The following is a 16,479-nucleotide window of genomic DNA, read 5'->3' as shown; positions in this document are numbered from 1 at the left end:
GATGACATCCGTGCGGGATCTGGGTGGGACGTGGACGCTGGTCGAGAAGTCGATCCCGGCGACCGTTCCCGGTTGTGTCCACACCGATCTGCTGAACGCCGGGCTGATTCCGGACCCCTTCCACGACGACAACGAGAAAGCGGTCGCGTGGGTCGGGCACGCCGATTGGACCTACGCCCGGGACATCGCCTGGGAAGGGGACGTCCCGGATCGGGTGGACCTGGTTTTCGAGGGGCTCGACACGGTGGCCACCGTTTCCCTCGGCGGCGTCGAACTGGGCACGACGCGCAACATGCACCGCTCGTACCGATTCGACGTGACGTCACTGGCCGGCGATACACCGAAGCCGCTCGAGGTGCGTTTCACGTCGGCATACACCGAGGCCGACGCCGTACGGGAAAAGCTCGGGGATCGTCCCAACGCCTACCCTGAACCGTTCAATCTCGTGCGCAAGATGGCGTGCAGTTTCGGGTGGGACTGGGGGCCGACGCTGGTCACGGCCGGCATCTGGCGCCCGGTCCGGCTGGAAGGCTGGAACACCGCGCGTCTGGCGGCCGTGCGGCCCCTCGCCACCTGGGCCGACGGCAGTGGCCGGCTCGACGTGACGATCGAGGCGGAGCGCGTTCACGACGTTCCGCTCGGCGTGCGCGTCCTGCTCGACGGGCGCGAGATCGCGGCCGGGGACATGCTGCCCGGCGCGTCGCGGCTGCGCATCGACAAACCCGTTCCCGGGGTACGGCCGTGGCACCCGATCGGTTACGGAGACCAGCCGCTCTACGGCCTCGTCGTGGAGTTGACCAGCGGGGACGTGCTCCTGGACCGCTGGGAGCGGCGCACCGGATTCCGCACCGCGACCATCGATCGGGGCGCCGACGCGGCCGGCACCCGATTCGTCATGCAGATCAACGGCGAGCCGATCCTGGCGAAGGGCGTGAACTGGATTCCGGACGACATCTTCCCGTCCCGGATGACCCGGGCACGATATGCGCTGCGGCTGCGGGAAGCGGTCGCGGCCGGCGTGAATCTGATCCGCGTCTGGGGCGGCGGCATCTATGAGGACCGCGACTTCTACGAGGAGTGCGACCAGCTCGGGCTGATGGTGTGGCAGGACTTCCCGTTCGCGTGCGCCTGCTATCCCGAGGAGGAGCCGCTCGCGTCGGAGATCGTCGCCGAGGCACGGGAGAACGTGACCCGGCTCGCCGTTCACCCGAGCCTGGTCACCTGGAACGGCAACAACGAGAACCTGTGGCTCTACCGGGCGAGCGGCTGGGACTCCCAGCCAGGCGGCGAGCTGAGCTGGGGACAGGGCTACTACCTGCACACGCTGCCGTCGATCCTGGCGGAGCTCGACCCGAGCCGGCCCTATCAGGCGGGCAGCCCGTGGTCCGGCTCGTGGGAGCACGAGCCGAACGATCCCGCGCACCAGACGTTCCATTCGTGGGAGGTGTGGAACCGCGAGGGCTACCTGGGCTATCTCGATTCGACGCCCCGATTCGTGGCCGAGTTCGGGTGGCAGGCGCCGCCGGCCTGGCGGACGCTGCGGGACGCCATCTCGGACGATCCGATGCTGCCGGACTCCCCCGGGGTCATGCAGCATCAGAAGGCCGAGGACGGGAACGGCAAACTGGCGCGGGGTCTCGCGCCGCACTTCCCGGTCCCCGCGGACGTCGACGCGTGGCACTACCTCACGCAGCTCAATCAGGTGCGGGCCGTGCGCACCGGCGTCGCGCACTGGCGGTCCTGCTGGCCGCACACCGGCGGAACCATCCTGTGGCAGCTCAACGACCTGTGGCCGGTGACCTCGTGGGCGGCGATCGACGGGGCCGGGCGGCACAAGCCGCTCTACTTCGAGTTGCGCGACCTCTACGCGCCGCGTTCCCTGACCGTGCAGCGGCGCGACGGCGGCCTGGTCGTGGCCGTCCTCAACGACAGCCCGGTGGAGTGGCCGGGGCGGCTCGCGGTGCAACGCCGTACCGCGGAAGGGGAACTACGCGCGTCATGGGCGGTGCGGGTGACCGCGGCAGCGCGACAGGTGTCGATCGTCGAGGTCCCGGCCGATGTGTCGGCGCTCGGGGACGACGAGCTGCTGGTGGCCGAGCTCGACGACGTGCGGACGCTGTTCTGCGCCGTACCGGACAAGGACTTTCCCTATCCCGACGCCGGCCTGACGGTGACCGCGGAGCCGGTGCCCGGCGGTCTCGACGTCCGGGTGCAGGCCGCCGGCCTGGCCCGGGACGTGCTGCTGCAGCCCGATCGACTGCACCCGGACGCGGTCGCCGACCGCGGTTTCCTCACCCTGCTTCCCGGCGAGGCCGCGACCATCCGCGTCCGCTGCCCCGCCGAGTTGGATCCGGCCCTGGTCAAAGCTCCGTGGGTGCTCACCGACCTGGGCACCGTCCTGCGTTCCCTCCCGTGAAAGGACCGCTCCCCGTGAAGATCCCCCGATTCATCCCCCTGGCCGCGCTCGCCGCCGTTCTGATAGCGCCGGGACCCGTCGCGGCGTTTCCCGCCACCCCGAAGGCCACGGTGATCAACTACCTGAAGTCGATCACCGGGCGGAACATCGTGAGTGGGCAGCACAACAAGGAGCCGGCGTCGGCGCCCGGCCAGTACACGCAGCAGGTGCACGACGTCACCGGCCAGTGGCCGGGCCTGTGGGGTGGCGACCTGATGTTCAACCCGGCCGACGTCGCCAACCGGCAGCGCGTGATCGACCAGGCCAAGACCGAGTGGAAGAACGGCTCGCTCGTCGCGCTGACCTGGCACGCCTGCTCGCCGACGGCCGGCAGCACCTGCGCGTTCGACGGCGGCGTGAAGACGTCGGTCACCGACGCGCAGTTCCAGCAGATCGTGACCGGCGGGACCGCGCTCAACCAGACGTGGCGCAGCCGGATGGCCGAGGTCGTCCCCTACCTGCGACAACTGCGCGACGCGGGCGTGCCGGTGCTGTGGCGGCCGTTCCACGAGATGAACGAGTCGTGGAACTGGTGGGGTCACCGGCCGGGCGCGAACGGGTCGGCGAAGATCTACCAGCAGATGCGGGACTACTTCGACAGTCAGGGACTGACCAACCTGATCTGGGTCTGGAACGTGCAGGACAACCCGGCGGGCGGCTGGTCGAGCTACTACCCCGGCGGCAACTACGTCGATGTGGTCACGCTCGACGCCTGGTACAAGAGCTATCCGTCGGCCGCCGACTACCAGCAGATCCAGTCGATCGCGGCCGGGAAGCCCACGGCGATCGCCGAGATGGGCAAGGTGCCCACCGCCTCGTTGCTGTCGTCGCAGCCGAACTGGGCGTACTTCATGATCTGGTCCGAGCAGTTGCGCGGCGGCAACACCGACGCGGAGATCCAGACCGCGTACTTCCTGCCCCGGGTGCTCAACCAGGGCGAGATCACGCTCGGCTGAGGTCCCTGACGCTTGATCCCCGCGATGACGGGCGGCCCGCCGACCCGGCGGGCCGCCCGTATCCGCCGGCGGATGTCCCCCGGACGTGACACAACTCCCGTGCGTGCCGTGTGGTTCGGACGGTCGTCACTGGGTAGGTTGGTGACCATGGTCATCGACTCGGCGCGCAGCATGCTGCACCGGGTCGTGTGCCTGTTGCGCGCTGTGCTGCTGGCCGTGTTCGGCGGCGCACGGATGTCCCTCGACGACTCGCTCGTGGACGCCGCCGTGGCGGCTGCCCGCCCGGTGATCGGGCGTGACCGGGTCCTGACCGAGCAGATCGCCCGGTCGGCCGGCGTCTCTCGCGCGCCCCCCGCGCTCTTCGCGTAACCGCGCTCCGGGCGGCGTCCGCGCCGTTCCGGTCGTCCGGTTCCGATGATCCCGGCTGCCGTCGCGGCCGATGAACCCGGCTGATCGCCGCTGACCACTCCCCGGCTGTCGTCGCGGCCGACCCGAACTCCGGCCGCCGACGCGGCCCACATCATCTGAGGAGTCTCGATCATGGACCTGGTGTCGCAGGTGCTGCTGGCCGACTCGGCGCGGCCGGTGGCGATCTGGCTGATTCTGATCGTGGTGTCGCTGCCCGCGCTGTTGCTGCTCGGCAGTCCGGAGGCGATGCGGCATCCACGGCTCGCCGTGCTGGAGATCCTCGGCCAGGCCCGCACCTACCTGCAGGAGCGGGAGCGCGCCGAGCGGGAGGCCGTCGAGACCGTCCGGTTCGCCGAGGAGATGCGGGTCGCGGCGGAGCGGGCGCACGAGTCGTCGCAGCGCTGGCAGGAGCTGTGGCGCCAGACCGAGGAGCACGCCGAGAGCGCGTGGCAGGCCTGGCAGGACGCCGGGGAGCGGCTGACCCGGGCCCGGACGGCGGCCGTTTTCGCCGCCCCCGGCACACCACGGACCCCGGCGGAGTATGTCGATCGTGAACGATTCCTGCACCGGGCGCTGGAGCGGGCGGTGGCGAACGGCGACCTGCCGGCCGAGGCGCGGCAGCGTGGCTGGGATCCGCGGCTGCACCCGGTGGAGCAGGAGTTCGCGCTGCTGACGGCGGTCGACGAGCACCGGCACAGCGTCTACCGGCGGGCCGCCGCGGCGGAACGCTCCGCCTGGCACGACGCGCAGGTGGCTTTCGCGGCGCACGACAGTCTTCGTCAGGAGGCCGCCGACGCCGAGCGGCGGGCCGACGCCGTCCGCGAGAACCTCCCCACCCGCGAACGCCGCCTCGCCCCCGCCCGCCGCGCCTGGGTCCAGCGCACCGCCTGACCCCGGCCCAGCAGGCCGCGTGATGACGGTCAGGCCAGGCCGGCGTCGTGGGCGAGCAGCGCGATCTGCGTCCGGTTGTCGAGGCTCAGCTTCGTCAGGATGTGGGACACGTGGGTCTTCACGGTCGCCGGAGTCATGTCGAGCCCCCGCGCGATCTCGGTGTTGGACCGCCCCTGAGCGATCGCCACGACGACGTCCCGCTCGCGCGGGCTCAGCGCCGCCAGAGTGGCCTTGGCCTGCGCGAACGCTCCCGCCTGCACTGCCGCGCGGTCCATCAGCCGACGGGTGATCCGCGGGGACAGGATCGGCTCGCCGGCCGCGACCTGCCGGACCGCCTCGGCGATCCGGGCCGGCGGGGTGTCCTTGAGCAGGAAGCCGCTGGCCCCGGCACGCAGCGCGTGCAGGATGTTCTCGTCGGCGTCGAACGTGGTCAGAACGATCACCTCGGGCGGACGCGGGCGTGCCCGGAGACGCCGGGTCGCGGTGATCCCGTCGACACGCGGCATGCGCAGATCCATCAGTACGACGTCGGGCCCGTGCGCGTCAGCGGCCGCCGGCACCTCGTCACCGTCCGCTGCCTCGCCGACCACCGCGATCCCCGGCGCGCCGTCGAGCATCATCGTCAGCCCCGCACGGACCAGCGCGTCATCGTCCACGATCAACACACGCACCCGCATCGGCCCGGCGGAATCCGGGCCGGGCGCCCGCATCGGCTCACCGGCGCCCGTGACGGACGCCCGAGCCGGCGAGTCGGGGTGCGGCACGTCAGCAGGTGGCGTCATGCCGGCCATGGTATCGACGCGTGGAGATGGAACTCGCCGGCGACCTCCTGATGGTCGAGCCGGCCCCCGGCCAGCTGGACCCGCTCGGTGAGGCCGACCAGCCCAGCCCCGCCGGACCAGCCGGGCGGCGCCGGCCGATCCGGAGTGAGCGCGTTACGGACGTCGATCTCCAGCCCCACCCCCGGCCCGCCCCGCAGAGTGACCCGGACGCGCTCCCCGGCCGCGTGTTTGCGCGCGTTGGTCAGGCCTTCCTGGATCACCCGGTACGCCGTGCGCGCGACCGCCGGCGGCGCCTCCCCCGGCTCGTCCACCGCCTGGTCGAGGTCCACCTCGGTGCCCGCCGACCGGGACTCCTCGACCAGGCGGGGCAGGTCCGCCAGCACCGGTTGCGGGTGGATCTCCGACGGGTCGTCGTCCCGCAGCAGGGAGATGACCTCGCGCAACTCCTCCAGGGCCTGGTGCACCCCGTCGCGGACCACGCCGGCCGCCCGGGACATCCGCTCGGGAGGGGAGTCGGGCCGGAACTCCATCGCGCCGGCGAACGTCGCCAGCAGCGACAACCGGTGTGCCAGCACGTCGTGCATCTCCCGGGCGATCTTGCGGCGCTCCATCATGCGGGCCTCGGCGACCCGGCGGCCCTGCTCGGCCTCGGCCCGCTCGGCGCGCTCGCGCAGTGACCGGACCAGCGCTTCCCGGGCCTGTGCCCACGCGCCCCAGCCGAGCAGCCCGCCGTAGCCGACCGTGACCAGAACCAGCCACCATCCGTACGGCAGGCCGCCGCTCGTCCGCCACCACGCCTGCACGGCATGGGCCGCGATGCCACCGGCCGCGACCGCCACCGCCACCGGGAACGGCTTTCGGCGGGCGACCTGCAACGCCCCGATCGTGGCCGGTGGGGTGGCCGCCGGGGAGAGCGCGGCCAGGACGTTGAGCACAATCGCCGTGGACATCGGCCGCCACAGGACCATCGGGGCCAGCGCCCAGCTGAGCAGACCGGCGACCACGTCCAGCGCGAACAGCGCGCCGAGTGGCCGCCCGCCCCACCAGGACACGAGCGTGCTGACACCCAGCACGACAGCGGCGCCGAGAACGGAGCCGATGGCTGCGGCGGGGAGGTCACGCCGGGTCGGTGCGGTCACGCGGCGAGGTTAACCGCGCTTCGCCGGGCACCGACACCATCCAAAGTATGAGGACACGCCTCCCAAGGAGGGTGCCGCCGATGCCCGCGGTCCGATGTGCCCGACGGGGTCCGGAGGCCAAGCTCATCGGCATGACGAACGAGACGAACACCGCCACCGTCCCGGCCCGCACCGCCGGACGCCTCATCACGATCGCCGCCGGGACCGCCGGGGCGCTGCTCCTGTGGGCCGTCAACGACCCGTGGGCCGGTATCGACCTGGCCGTCCGCCAGGGGTCCGGGGTTCAGCACATCGGCCCGGTGGCGGTGGCTGTCACTGCTCTGCTCGCCGGGCTGGCCGCATGGGGCCTGCTCACGATCCTGGAGCGGACGACCCGCCAACCCGTCCGGATCTACCGGATCGTCACCGTCATCGTCCTGCTGATCTCGCTGGCCGGGCCGCTCGGCAGCGGCATCGGCCTCAGCACGAAGCTGGTTCTGCTCGGCATGCACGTCACGGTCGGCGCCGCCCTGATCATCGGCCTGCCGGGCCGCCGCAACTGCCGCTGAGCGACCGCACCAGCCCACGCCGGCCACGTCCCGGGCCGCGCCAGCCCGCGCCGGTCCCGCCCGAGCCGCGCCGCGCCGCCGGGCCCAGGCTCCGGCTGGCCACCAGGGGTGCCTCCCCGCCGTGACACACCCTTGAGGACCAGCCCGGAAAGCCCGGCTGGTCCTCAAGGGTGTGTCAGCCCTCTCGTCACACCCCTGAGAACCAGCCACGAGTTCGGCCGGCCCTCAGGGGTTGTTCTCCTGGCGGGCGCGGGCCGCGCGGGTGAACTGGTCGTCCCAGCGGCGCGGGAACGGCAGCATGCGGTGCTTGGCCCGCCACCGGCGCATCTGGCGCACCACGTTGAAGCCGGCCGCGGAGATCACCCGTTCCGCGCCGGCGAACAGCGGCCACACCGGATACACGTCGAGGTGCTCGACATCGCCGGGCGGCGGGTGCGGGGATACGACGAGCAGCCGTGGGTCACGGTTCTCCAGGGTCGCGCATTCACGGGCGTACGCGATGAGCTCGGCGATCTCCGAAGCGGGACCGGCGTGCGGGATCAGCCAGGTTCCCTCCGCGGCCCGCGACGGCGGGGCGGGCGGATCGACCAGTTCGAGCGGCGCGACGTCGGCCGAGATCTCGGACAGTGCGGCCAACTGATCCGCGCCCAGGTCCTCCACCGTCCAGATCTGGTCGAACCGCACGGGCGTTGCCTCGTAACCGCGCAGCAATCGGGCGAGAAGGACGGTCCGGATCCCGCCCGGAACCCGCAACTCCCCGTCGATGCCGCCGGGAAAGGCATCGACGACCAGAGTCGACGGACGCAGGTCCCGTACGACGTCAGCGACCGGCCCGCGCACCAGCCGATGCGGCCCGAGAACGCGCGGATCGGCAGCGAACGGCGACGTGCTGACGATGGTCGCCGGCTCGTCGCCGTGAACGGTGTGCAGGTAGGCGCGGATCCGGGTCAGGTGGCCGAGCCCGCCGCCCTGCGCGTAGCAGACGATCACCGCGTCGCGGCCAGCACCTTCAGGTAGCCCTCGGTCTCGCCGGCCGGGTCGAACCGTTCCCGGACCCGCCGGGCGCCGGCTGCCCCCAGTGCCGCGAGCTCGTCGTCCGAGGCCAGCGCGGCCCGGTGCACCGCCGCCCGGCAGCCGTGCGGGTCGCCGGCCGGGAACCGGAAACCGATCTGCTCGTCGACCAGGTCGGCGAGACCGCCGGCGTCGGAGGTGAGCAGCGGGATGCCGAGCGCGGCCGCTTCCAGCGCCACGTTGGGGAGTCCGTCGTAGAACGAGGGCAGGGCGACCACGTCACACCCCGCGTACACGGAAAGCAGTTGGTATCGGTCCTGGAACGGCAGCGCCGTGTACGCGACCGACGGGTGCGCGGAGAGCCACTCCTCGATGCCGGGTTCCACCTCGCCCGCGAGCACGACGTGGAAGCGCTCGGCGTGACCGCCGGCGACGAGGGCGTCGAGCAGCAGGCGTACCCCCTTCTTGTTCTTCAGTTGCCCGATCAGCCCGAGGGTCCGCCGCCCGAGCCCCGCACGCCAGGCCGCCGCCCGGTCCCGTTCCGACGGCAGGATCTGCCAGTCGCCGGTGTCGATGCTGTTGGCGACCCAGCTGACCGGCACCCCGGGTGCGAGCGCGGAGACCTGCGCGGCCATCGAGCCGGCGACGACGCACACGTGGGCGGAGGCGCGCAGCGCTTCGAGGACCACGGGCTGGCGCCGCAGCGAGAACATCCCGGTGTCGAAGTCGTTCCCGCGCAGGAGGGTGACCAGGGGCAGCCCGGCCCACGCCGCGTAGACGGGCGCGGACAGCAGCGGATAAGTCCCGCCGAACGCCACGACGTGCGTGTAACCAGCGATCGTGGCCGACAGCGACAGCCACAACGTGCGCAGCGCGTGCTCGGGATCCTCCCCCAGCGGGACCGTCCGGACCCCGTGGGCCTGCCGCGCCACCGACCGCCGGCTCAGGTGCACCACGTCGACCGCGACCCCGGCGGCCCGCAGACCGCTGACGATCCGGTCGCACGAGGTGGCCATCCCGCCCGGGCTGGGCGGATAGTTCTCGGTGATCCAGAGCAGCCGGGTCAACTGTCCACCAGCGCGTCGGCGCCGTCGTCGAGGTAGTCCTGGTCCGCGCCGGCGCCCGGGTCGAAGGCCGCCCGGTCGTACGAGTCGAACCCCACGTACCACCCCGCGTCGGAGTACTCCTGGGCGGTCCGGTGCCGGTGCGCCCGCCGCCGGTACGCGGCCGCCGCGGCGGGATGGCCGACCTGGTTGCGGGCGGCGGCGCACTCCGGGCACAGGCCGCCCTCGGTGACGTGGTTCGCGCAGAGCGCGCGCCCGCAGGCGGGGCAGCCCGCGACCGCCATCACCCCGCATTTGCCGAGGGTGAAGAACCCGGTCGTGACAGTGCAGGGCGTCATGCGATCCCCCGGTTCTGGGCCGTCCAGCGGAACGGTTCGGTGGCCACTGACAGGATGCGGTCGACCTGTTCCTGCCCGCTCTGCGGCATCCGGGTCAGCTTGGCGGCGGCCAGGACGCTGCAGCGCTCGCCCTCGCGCACGAACGTCCCGATCCACGGCGGGGGCGGCGTCGCGGGCACTTGGCTCACGACCCCGGCCGGCAGGCGGCGGCGCACCTTGATGGTCTGCACCAGCTTGCTCTTACGCTTCCACTTGATCTTGCCGCGCGGGTTGCGCTTGCGGATGCTGCGCTTGCGTTCCCGGTCGACGACGAGGATCTCCAGGATGCTGCCGTCGCGCAGCTCGCCGCGCAGCCGCAGCCACGGGTCGACGGCCCAGGCCTCGGTCGCCGACTTGATCGGCGGGCGGACCGCCAGCTGACGTTCCGGCCCGGTCTTGCCGGGGACGTCGCGGCCGCGCAGGTCAGCGGTGACCGTGAGGGTGCCTTTCGGGCCGAGGTCGGAGCAGAGCTCGATGATCAGTGGCACGACGACGTCGAGGGTGCGGGCCGGCAGCGCCCATTTGCGCCGTTTGACCAGGCCGGCATGCCGGTACAGGCTGTCGACCAGCGCGGCCCAGCCCGCCGCCGGTTGCGTCGCGGCGAACCCCCGCTCGTGCACCAGCGCCTGGTGCAGCGGGTGGAACCCCGCGAGGGCGGCCTTCTGCTCGCGCCAGAACATGATCGGACCGTATCAGCGGCTCTCTACCTGGTCATAAACGGCCGCCAACCGATGGCGGACGTCGGACCAGGTGAGCACGCGCCGCCGGGCGCGGCCCGCGAACTCGTGCGTCACGTCCGGGTATTCCAGCATCACGCGGATGGCGCGGGCCAGCTCTGCGGGGCGGTCCGGCGGCACGAAGCGGCCGTCGTCGCCGAGCACCTCCCGGATCACCGGCAGGTCGGAGGCGACGACCGGGGTCCCAGCGGCCATCGACTCCCAGACCTTGATCGGGTTGCAGCCCTGCTCCAGGTTACGCGGGCCGGCGGTCAGCGGCGCCACCGAGAGCTCGGCGTGCGCCAGCCACGCGGCGACCTGCTCGTGCGGCAGCGTGTACTGCCACCGCACCCGGTCGCCGAGGCCGAGCCGCTCGGCGAGCCGGCGCAGCGGCCGGGCCCGGTTCGGCGACACCGACGAGCACACGACCAGGTGCAGATCGGTCAGGTCGGCGAGGCGCGCGAACGCCCGGAGCAGCACGTCGACGCCTTGCCACGGCTGCAGCGCGCCGACGTAGATCAGATAGCGGCCGGGCGCCGCCTCCGGTCGCGGCAGGCTCGCCGGCACCGGGTCCGCCCCGTTGGGGATCAGATGGACGCGGTCCGGCGCCGCGCCGCGATCGATCACGGCCTTTCCGATCACTGACGACGGGACGACCACCGCCGCGGCCCGCCGCAGGCAGTCCTGTTCCAGCTCGCGGATCTTGTCCAGCGTGCTGGGCGCGACCATCGGCCACGCGTACGGCAGCTCGACCGACGGCAGCCCGTTCGCCTCGTAGACCATCGGGCCGGTCACCGGCAGGGCGCTCCACGGATCGCGCACGTGGCACAGCTCGAGAGTGTCCCGATGGGGCGCGAGCTGCTCGGCGACCCACGCCGTGAACGCCTGCGCCCGGTCGAGCAGGTTCGGCACCACGTCGGTGAACCGGACGATCTCCACGTCGCCCTCGCGCTGGTACGCGGGCAGGTCGCCACCGCCGAGGACGCACAGCAGCCCACCGCCGTGACGCTCGAACAGCTCGGCGGCCATGTGCCTGATGTGCACTGCCGAGCCCTTGGCGGACGGGAAACGGTCGAACGCGACGTACGCCGCGCGATGCCCCTCAGACACGCACACGCTCCCGATGCCAGGCGATCTGCCGTGCCAGCCCGTCGTCCAGGCCGGTCCTCGCGGTCCAGCCGAGCAGCTCGCGAGCCCGGCCGGTGCCGGCCCAGGTGCACGCGACGTCACCGGGCGCGGCGTCCTTCGGCACGGTCGGCGACGGGGTGCCGAGCAGTGATCCGATCCGGTCGAGCGCCTCGTGCAGGCTGACGGTCCGCGGGTGGCCGACGTTCAGGACCGTGCCCGCTGGCAGCGGCAGCCGCGCGGCGCGGATCGTCGCGTCCACCACGTCGCCGACAAACGTGAACGAGCGCCGCTGGCCGCCGTCGCCGTAGAGCGGGGCGGGCGAGCCGGCCAGCGCGGCCTCGATGAAGCGGTGGAACGCCATGTCCGGTCGCTGCCTCGGCCCGTACACGGAGAAGTACCGCAGAACCACGGCCGGCATCCCCTCGGCGGCGGCTCGGTGGACCAGTCGTTCCGCCTCGGCCTTCGAGCCGGCGTACGGACTTCGCGGCTCCAGCCGGTCGTCCTCGCCCGACGGGTGGGCCGCCTCGCCGTACACCGAGGAGCTGGACGCCAGCACGAATCGCGGCCGCCGCCGGGCGCATGCCGTGAGCAGCCTCCCGGTCGCTGTCACGTTCTCCCGGTACGTCAGCGCCTCGCCCGGCCCCCACGAGGCGCGCACCCCCGGACGCCCCGCGAGGTGCAGCACCACGTCCGCCTCCGCGAGCGGGACGAGATCGTCGGTGACCAGATCACATTCGGTCACGGTGACGCCGGCGCGGGACAGCACGGCCCGGTTCTCCGCCGCGGCCGCCTCGGAGGCGTTGCGCCCCGGGGCGTCGACCGCCAGCACGTCGTGCCCGGCCCCGGCCAGCGCGAGCACGAGATGGCTGCCGATGAAACCGGCCGCGCCCGTCACCACCACCCGCACCCCCGGCACTCTAGCCGCCCGTCATCCGCGCAGGCCGGCGGCGGTCAAGGACACGTGCGCCGCCAGCAGCTCCGCCGCCCGGTCGACCTCCCCGGCCAGCGCCGCCTCCTCCAGCGCGCGGTGCTCACCGGCGTGGTCGCGCGGGGGCGCGAGGTCAGTCGCCCAGACCCGGACCAGCTCGCTCGCGACCCACAACCGGTCGAACGTCTCGAGCATGACGGCGTTGCCGCAGCCGTCCAGCAGAGCCCGGTGGAACTCCCGGTGGGCGATGCTCCAGGCGCCTTTCTCGTACGCCGGGGTCCGCGCGAGCCGGTGGTGCGCCGCCCGCACCCGTGACTCCCACTCCAGGTCGCCGCGCTGGACGGAGAGGCGCAGCACCGCCGGCTCGAACGTGGCGCGCGCCTCCGCGAGATCCTGCCACCGCTGGTCGGACGGGGTGGGGACGGCGAATCCACGGTTGGTGAGCCGATCGGCGAGCCCGTCGCCGACCAGCCGCACGAGGGCTTCGCGGACGACGGCGAGACTCACCCCGTACGCCCCGGCGAGCTCCTGGGGTTTGAGCGCGGCCCCGGGGGCAAAGCCACCGGACAGGATCTCGTCCCGGATCGTGGTGTAGACCCGTTCCGAGAGCATCTGCTTCATGCACGCATCGTAGACCATTTGTTGGATAATCGATTATTGGTGCTATGGTCGATCACGTCAGATTGTTCCTGGAAGGACAAGCGCATGAACGACCCGTTCGCCCGTCATCCCGAGACGGGCACCTTCACGGTCACCAGCAGCACCGTCGCCGACGGCGCCGCGTGGGCAAAGGCGCAGTATTCGGGGGCGTTCGGCGTCCCCGGCGGTGAGGACGTCTCGCCGCAGCTCTCCTGGTCCGGCGCGCCGGAGGGCACCAAGAGCTACGTCGTCACCGTCTACGACCCGGACGCGCCGACCCAGTCCGGCTTCTGGCACTGGGCCGTCGCGGACATCCCGGCCGACGTCACCTCCCTGCCCGAGGGCGCCGGCGACGACACCGGCTCCGCCCTGCCGGACGGCGCCTACCAGCTGCGCAACGACGCCGGCCAGGCCCGCTTCATCGGCGCCGCCCCGCCCGCCGGGCACGGCCGGCACCGCTACTTCATCACCGTGCACGCCCTGAGCACCGACAAGGCCGGCGTCGGGCCGGACGCGACGCCCGCGGTGCTGGGCTTCACCATCCACAACCAGACCCTCGCCCGCGCCACCATCGTCGCCACCGGCGAGATCCCGGCCGCCTGACCGACGCCGCCCGATGGCCCGCCACCCGGCGGGCCATCGGCAACCAGCGCGAGCGTGCACCGGCTCAAGCAGCACCGCGCGGCGCACCGCCCCGGCTGGCGCTCACGGTGGTGATCACGGCCGGAAACCATCGTGGGAGCCAGCTGGGACCTTGGCCGCGTCGCGGCCCTATACCTGCACTGACGCGAAGTGCCGGCCCCAGTGCGGCCGGCGGCCGTCGACGTCGTCGATGCCGTACTCCTCGGCCAGGTCCCAGGAGGTAAGCACCTGACCGGTCCGCTCGGCGACGGACGGGTCGGCGGCCAGCGCGGCGATCGCGCGGCCGACGAAGTGCGGCGTCTCCGAGGCAAGGAAGTGCGGGTCCTTCGCGGCGCCGTCGCGCCAGTCGGCCTCGGTGACGCCGAAGAGGTCCAGCATCGCCTCCGAGCGCAGGAAGCCCGGCGTGACCGCGACCGCCGTGATGCCGTGCTCCCGCAGCTCCTCGGCCTGCGCCAGCGCGAGCCGGTTGACCGCGGTCTTGGTCAGGTCGTAGGCGAGATTCCCCCGATAGTCCCGGCCCACCCCGTCGGTCACCTCGACGATCAGGCCGGCCCGTTCTCGGATCATCAGGTGCACCGCATGCTGGCTGGTGATCAGGTGGGTGAGCACGGCCCGCTCCCACATCGCCCGGAACTTGCCGACGTCGAGCTGCCAGAACGGCGTGCCCCACTCGCTGAGCGGGTCACCGCCCCAGATGTCGTTGACCAGGACGTCGAGGCGGTCGAGGCGGTCGATCAGCGCTGCCACCTGTGCCGGGTCGCTGTGGTCACAGGCCACCGCGACGCCCTTCCCGCCCGCCGCGGTCACCAGCTCGGCGGTCTCCTCGATCGTCTCCGGCCGGTCCATGTCGGAGCGCGCCGCCCGGGTGCTGCGCCCGGTCACCCAGACCTCCGCGCCGGCCGCGCCCAGCTCGACGGCGATCCCCCGCCCGGCACCGCGGGTCGCCCCGGCCACCAGCGCGATCTTCCCTGTCAGTGTCTTCTCCACGGAGTTAGTTAACCACGATTCACTAACTCGGTCGACCCGGTATCGTGCTGCCATGGCACGCCCCCGGACCGTCTCCGACAGCGCGATCCTCGCCGCCACCGCGAACGCCGTCGCCGCGTCCGGCCCGGCCGGGGTGACCCTCGCACAGATCGGCGCCGCGGTCGGGCTGACCGCCGCGGCGCTGCTGAAGCGGTTCGGCTCGAAGGATCAGCTGCTGCTGGCCCTGGCCCGGCACTCGGCGGAGGTCGTCCCCGCCCGCCTGGCCGCCGCGCCGAGCGTCGCGGCGCTGATCGACGAGTTCACCGCGATGGCCGCGAGCGTGCGCGACTCGGCGGAGTTCGCCAACCACCTGGCGTTCCTGCTGATGGACCTCTCGATCCCGGAGTTCCGGCAGGTCGCGCGGGACTATGCGACCGCCGTCGAGGCCGCGATCGCCGTCGTCCTCCGGTCCGCCGCCGCGGCCGGGGAGATCCACGCCGACCGTGTCGACCCGGACCTGCCGCGTGCCGTCCACGCCGCCTACAACGGCGCGCTGATCACCTGGGGCATGACCGGCGCCGCGCCCGGCCCCGCCGATCAGGTGCGCGACCAACTGCTGCGACTGATCCGGCCGGTGCTGCGGTGAGACTTCTGGTCGTCGGCGGCAGCGGGCTGCTCGGCCGCGAGGTCGTCCGCCGGGCGCGGCGGACCGGTCACGAGGTAACGGCGACCTTCCACAGCCACCCGATCGGCCCGGGTGGGCGGCGCGTCGACATCCGCCGCCGGGACGAAGTCGCCACGCTGGTCGCGGCCGTGCGCCCGGAAGTGATCATCAACGCGGCCTACCAGCAGGCGGACTGGGCGACGACCGCGGACGGCGGCATGCACGTGGCCGCGGCAGCCGCGGAGACGAACGCGCTGCTGGTGCACGTCTCCAGTGACGCGATCTTCTCCGGGAGCGCACCGGAATACGACGAGTCGGCGAGGCCGGATCCGATCACACCCTACGGCGCGGCCAAGGCCGCTGCCGAGGTCGCGGTTCGCGGGCTGGTCCCGGCCGCTGCCATTGTCCGTACGTCGTTGATCGTCGCTTCCGGCGAATCGCCCACCGAGAGCCTCGTCAGCGACCTCGCCACCGGCAAGCGGACAGGTGCCCTGTTCACCGACGACCTCCGCTGCCCGGTTCACGTCACCGACCTGGCAGCGGCCGTTCTCGAGCTCGCCGGGGTGCCCGGGGTGCACCACGTCGCGGGGCCGGACGCGATGAGCCGCCACGAACTGGGCGTCCTGATCGCCCGTCGCGACGGCCTGGACGAGAACGCCCTGCCCACAGCGTTGCGCGCGGACAGCGGGCTGCCGGGGGCGATCGCCGTACGGCTGAATGCGAAAGCGACACAGTCGCGCCTGACCACCAGGCTGCGCGGGGCCCGCGAGTTCCTGTGCACCGGTTCCGCCGCCTGAACTCGACATTCAACCTTCGGCTCTCGCAGGCGAGCGGTGGTGTCATCGGCTCACCCGGCGAGGCAAGACCCCGTCCTCGCGAGCTGTTATCTTGGCGCTCCTATGCCGCGCCGATTCGGTGACCGAGCCAAATTCGCTGTGGAGGTGAGGAAGGTCTGGCCACCGCCACCGCCACCGCCACCTGGTCCGGCCACCGGAGAGCTGCGCACCGTCGATCTACGGGCCGCCGGCAAGTAGTTGACCACATACGACAACACGGCCTTTCTTCCCACCTTCATCGGGTTCCTCCGGTCCACGGCAGCCAAGATGCGGCGCCGTGAGGCCAGCCTCTGCCCGTTCCCGGAACGTTCACTGGGCCATTTTCATCC

Annotated in this window: 18 protein-coding genes; 8 read left to right on the top strand and 10 right to left on the bottom strand. The window is 72.4% G+C overall.

Going from position 1 to position 16,479, the window contains the following annotated elements; genetic code table 11:
• Position 1: 1 nt before the first annotated feature.
• The 4 genes from Acy02nite_RS38165 to Acy02nite_RS38150 all read left to right on the top strand — a co-directional run bounded on the left by Acy02nite_RS38165 (position 2) and on the right by Acy02nite_RS38150 (position 4,710).
• Positions 2–2,416 (top strand): glycoside hydrolase family 2 protein, encoded by a 2,415-nt coding sequence (locus tag Acy02nite_RS38165; protein WP_203752745.1) that lies wholly within the window; start codon positions 2–4, stop codon positions 2,414–2,416.
• A gap of 14 nt (positions 2,417–2,430) precedes the next feature.
• Positions 2,431–3,411: a glycosyl hydrolase gene (locus tag Acy02nite_RS38160; RefSeq protein ID WP_239175575.1), complete on the top strand. Its 981-nt coding sequence runs from the start codon at positions 2,431–2,433 to the stop codon at positions 3,409–3,411.
• 147 nt (positions 3,412–3,558) lie between these two features.
• Positions 3,559–3,780: a hypothetical protein gene (locus Acy02nite_RS38155; protein ID WP_203752743.1), complete on the top strand. Its 222-nt coding sequence runs from the start codon at positions 3,559–3,561 to the stop codon at positions 3,778–3,780.
• Positions 3,781–3,951: 171 nt separating this feature from the next.
• Positions 3,952–4,710: a hypothetical protein gene (locus Acy02nite_RS38150; protein ID WP_203752741.1), complete on the top strand. Its 759-nt coding sequence runs from the start codon at positions 3,952–3,954 to the stop codon at positions 4,708–4,710.
• A 29-nt stretch (positions 4,711–4,739) separates the two neighbouring features.
• On the opposite strand, the gene Acy02nite_RS38145 is transcribed toward Acy02nite_RS38150, so the two are convergent.
• Together Acy02nite_RS38145 and Acy02nite_RS47350 are read right to left on the bottom strand one after the other, a co-directional pair.
• Positions 4,740–5,492 (bottom strand): response regulator, encoded by a 753-nt coding sequence (locus Acy02nite_RS38145; protein WP_425548186.1) that lies wholly within the window; start codon positions 5,490–5,492, stop codon positions 4,740–4,742.
• Positions 5,489–6,631 carry a sensor histidine kinase gene (locus Acy02nite_RS47350; protein WP_203752738.1) on the bottom strand — a complete coding sequence of 381 codons (1,143 nt, stop codon included), beginning with the start codon at positions 6,629–6,631 and terminating at the stop codon, positions 5,489–5,491. The genes Acy02nite_RS38145 and Acy02nite_RS47350 overlap by 4 nt, the downstream gene beginning before the upstream one ends.
• 131 nt (positions 6,632–6,762) lie before the next feature.
• Here Acy02nite_RS47350 and Acy02nite_RS38135 point away from each other — a divergent pair, with 131 nt between their 5' ends.
• Complete coding sequence (locus Acy02nite_RS38135) at positions 6,763–7,179, top strand: DUF6069 family protein (protein ID WP_203752735.1); 417 nt, start codon at positions 6,763–6,765, stop codon at positions 7,177–7,179.
• A 225-nt stretch (positions 7,180–7,404) separates the two neighbouring features.
• Here the strand turns inward: Acy02nite_RS38135 and Acy02nite_RS38130 are convergent, their stop codons facing one another.
• Genes Acy02nite_RS38130 through Acy02nite_RS38100 form a run of 7 tightly spaced genes read right to left on the bottom strand, consistent with a single transcriptional unit; the run spans position 7,405 to position 13,024 of the window.
• Complete coding sequence (locus Acy02nite_RS38130) at positions 7,405–8,169, bottom strand: hypothetical protein (protein ID WP_203752732.1); 765 nt, start codon at positions 8,167–8,169, stop codon at positions 7,405–7,407.
• A complete protein-coding gene (locus Acy02nite_RS38125; protein WP_239175573.1) occupies positions 8,166–9,257 on the bottom strand; it encodes a glycosyltransferase family 4 protein in 1,092 nt (363 codons plus the stop codon). Before Acy02nite_RS38125 ends, Acy02nite_RS38130 begins: the two co-directional genes overlap by 4 nt.
• The gene (locus tag Acy02nite_RS38120; RefSeq protein WP_203752729.1) at positions 9,254–9,592 is read right to left on the bottom strand and encodes a hypothetical protein; all 339 of its coding nucleotides are present in this window, start codon (positions 9,590–9,592) and stop codon (positions 9,254–9,256) included. Before Acy02nite_RS38120 ends, Acy02nite_RS38125 begins: the two co-directional genes overlap by 4 nt.
• The gene (locus tag Acy02nite_RS38115; protein WP_203752726.1) at positions 9,589–10,311 is read right to left on the bottom strand and encodes a hypothetical protein; all 723 of its coding nucleotides are present in this window, start codon (positions 10,309–10,311) and stop codon (positions 9,589–9,591) included. The genes Acy02nite_RS38120 and Acy02nite_RS38115 overlap by 4 nt, the downstream gene beginning before the upstream one ends.
• A gap of 12 nt (positions 10,312–10,323) precedes the next feature.
• The gene (locus Acy02nite_RS38110) at positions 10,324–11,457 is read right to left on the bottom strand and encodes a glycosyltransferase (protein ID WP_239175571.1); all 1,134 of its coding nucleotides are present in this window, start codon (positions 11,455–11,457) and stop codon (positions 10,324–10,326) included.
• Complete coding sequence (locus Acy02nite_RS38105; RefSeq protein WP_203752723.1) at positions 11,450–12,382, bottom strand: NAD-dependent epimerase/dehydratase family protein; 933 nt, start codon at positions 12,380–12,382, stop codon at positions 11,450–11,452. Before Acy02nite_RS38105 ends, Acy02nite_RS38110 begins: the two co-directional genes overlap by 8 nt.
• A 21-nt stretch (positions 12,383–12,403) precedes the next feature.
• On the bottom strand, positions 12,404–13,024 hold the full coding sequence (locus Acy02nite_RS38100; protein ID WP_203752720.1) for a GntR family transcriptional regulator: 621 nt from the start codon (positions 13,022–13,024) through the stop codon (positions 12,404–12,406).
• Between the two features lie 84 nt (positions 13,025–13,108).
• Between Acy02nite_RS38100 and Acy02nite_RS38095 the strand changes: the two genes are divergently transcribed.
• On the top strand, positions 13,109–13,645 hold the full coding sequence (locus Acy02nite_RS38095) for a YbhB/YbcL family Raf kinase inhibitor-like protein (RefSeq protein ID WP_203752718.1): 537 nt from the start codon (positions 13,109–13,111) through the stop codon (positions 13,643–13,645).
• A gap of 168 nt (positions 13,646–13,813) precedes the next feature.
• Here Acy02nite_RS38095 and Acy02nite_RS38090 read toward each other — a convergent pair whose 3' ends face one another.
• Positions 13,814–14,671 carry an SDR family oxidoreductase gene (locus Acy02nite_RS38090; protein ID WP_425548185.1) on the bottom strand — a complete coding sequence of 286 codons (858 nt, stop codon included), beginning with the start codon at positions 14,669–14,671 and terminating at the stop codon, positions 13,814–13,816.
• A 52-nt stretch (positions 14,672–14,723) separates the two neighbouring features.
• Between Acy02nite_RS38090 and Acy02nite_RS38085 the strand changes: the two genes are divergently transcribed.
• Together Acy02nite_RS38085 and Acy02nite_RS38080 are read left to right on the top strand one after the other, a co-directional pair.
• Positions 14,724–15,296: a TetR/AcrR family transcriptional regulator gene (locus Acy02nite_RS38085; RefSeq protein ID WP_203752714.1), complete on the top strand. Its 573-nt coding sequence runs from the start codon at positions 14,724–14,726 to the stop codon at positions 15,294–15,296.
• On the top strand, positions 15,293–16,111 hold the full coding sequence (locus tag Acy02nite_RS38080; protein WP_203752712.1) for an SDR family oxidoreductase: 819 nt from the start codon (positions 15,293–15,295) through the stop codon (positions 16,109–16,111). The genes Acy02nite_RS38085 and Acy02nite_RS38080 overlap by 4 nt, the downstream gene beginning before the upstream one ends.
• The last annotated feature ends 368 nt before the right edge of the window (positions 16,112–16,479 follow it).

This window comes from Actinoplanes cyaneus (genome assembly GCF_016862095.1).
Taxonomy (GTDB): domain Bacteria; phylum Actinomycetota; class Actinomycetes; order Mycobacteriales; family Micromonosporaceae; genus Actinoplanes; species Actinoplanes cyaneus.
This window is presented reverse-complemented; position numbering and strand designations above follow the sequence as displayed.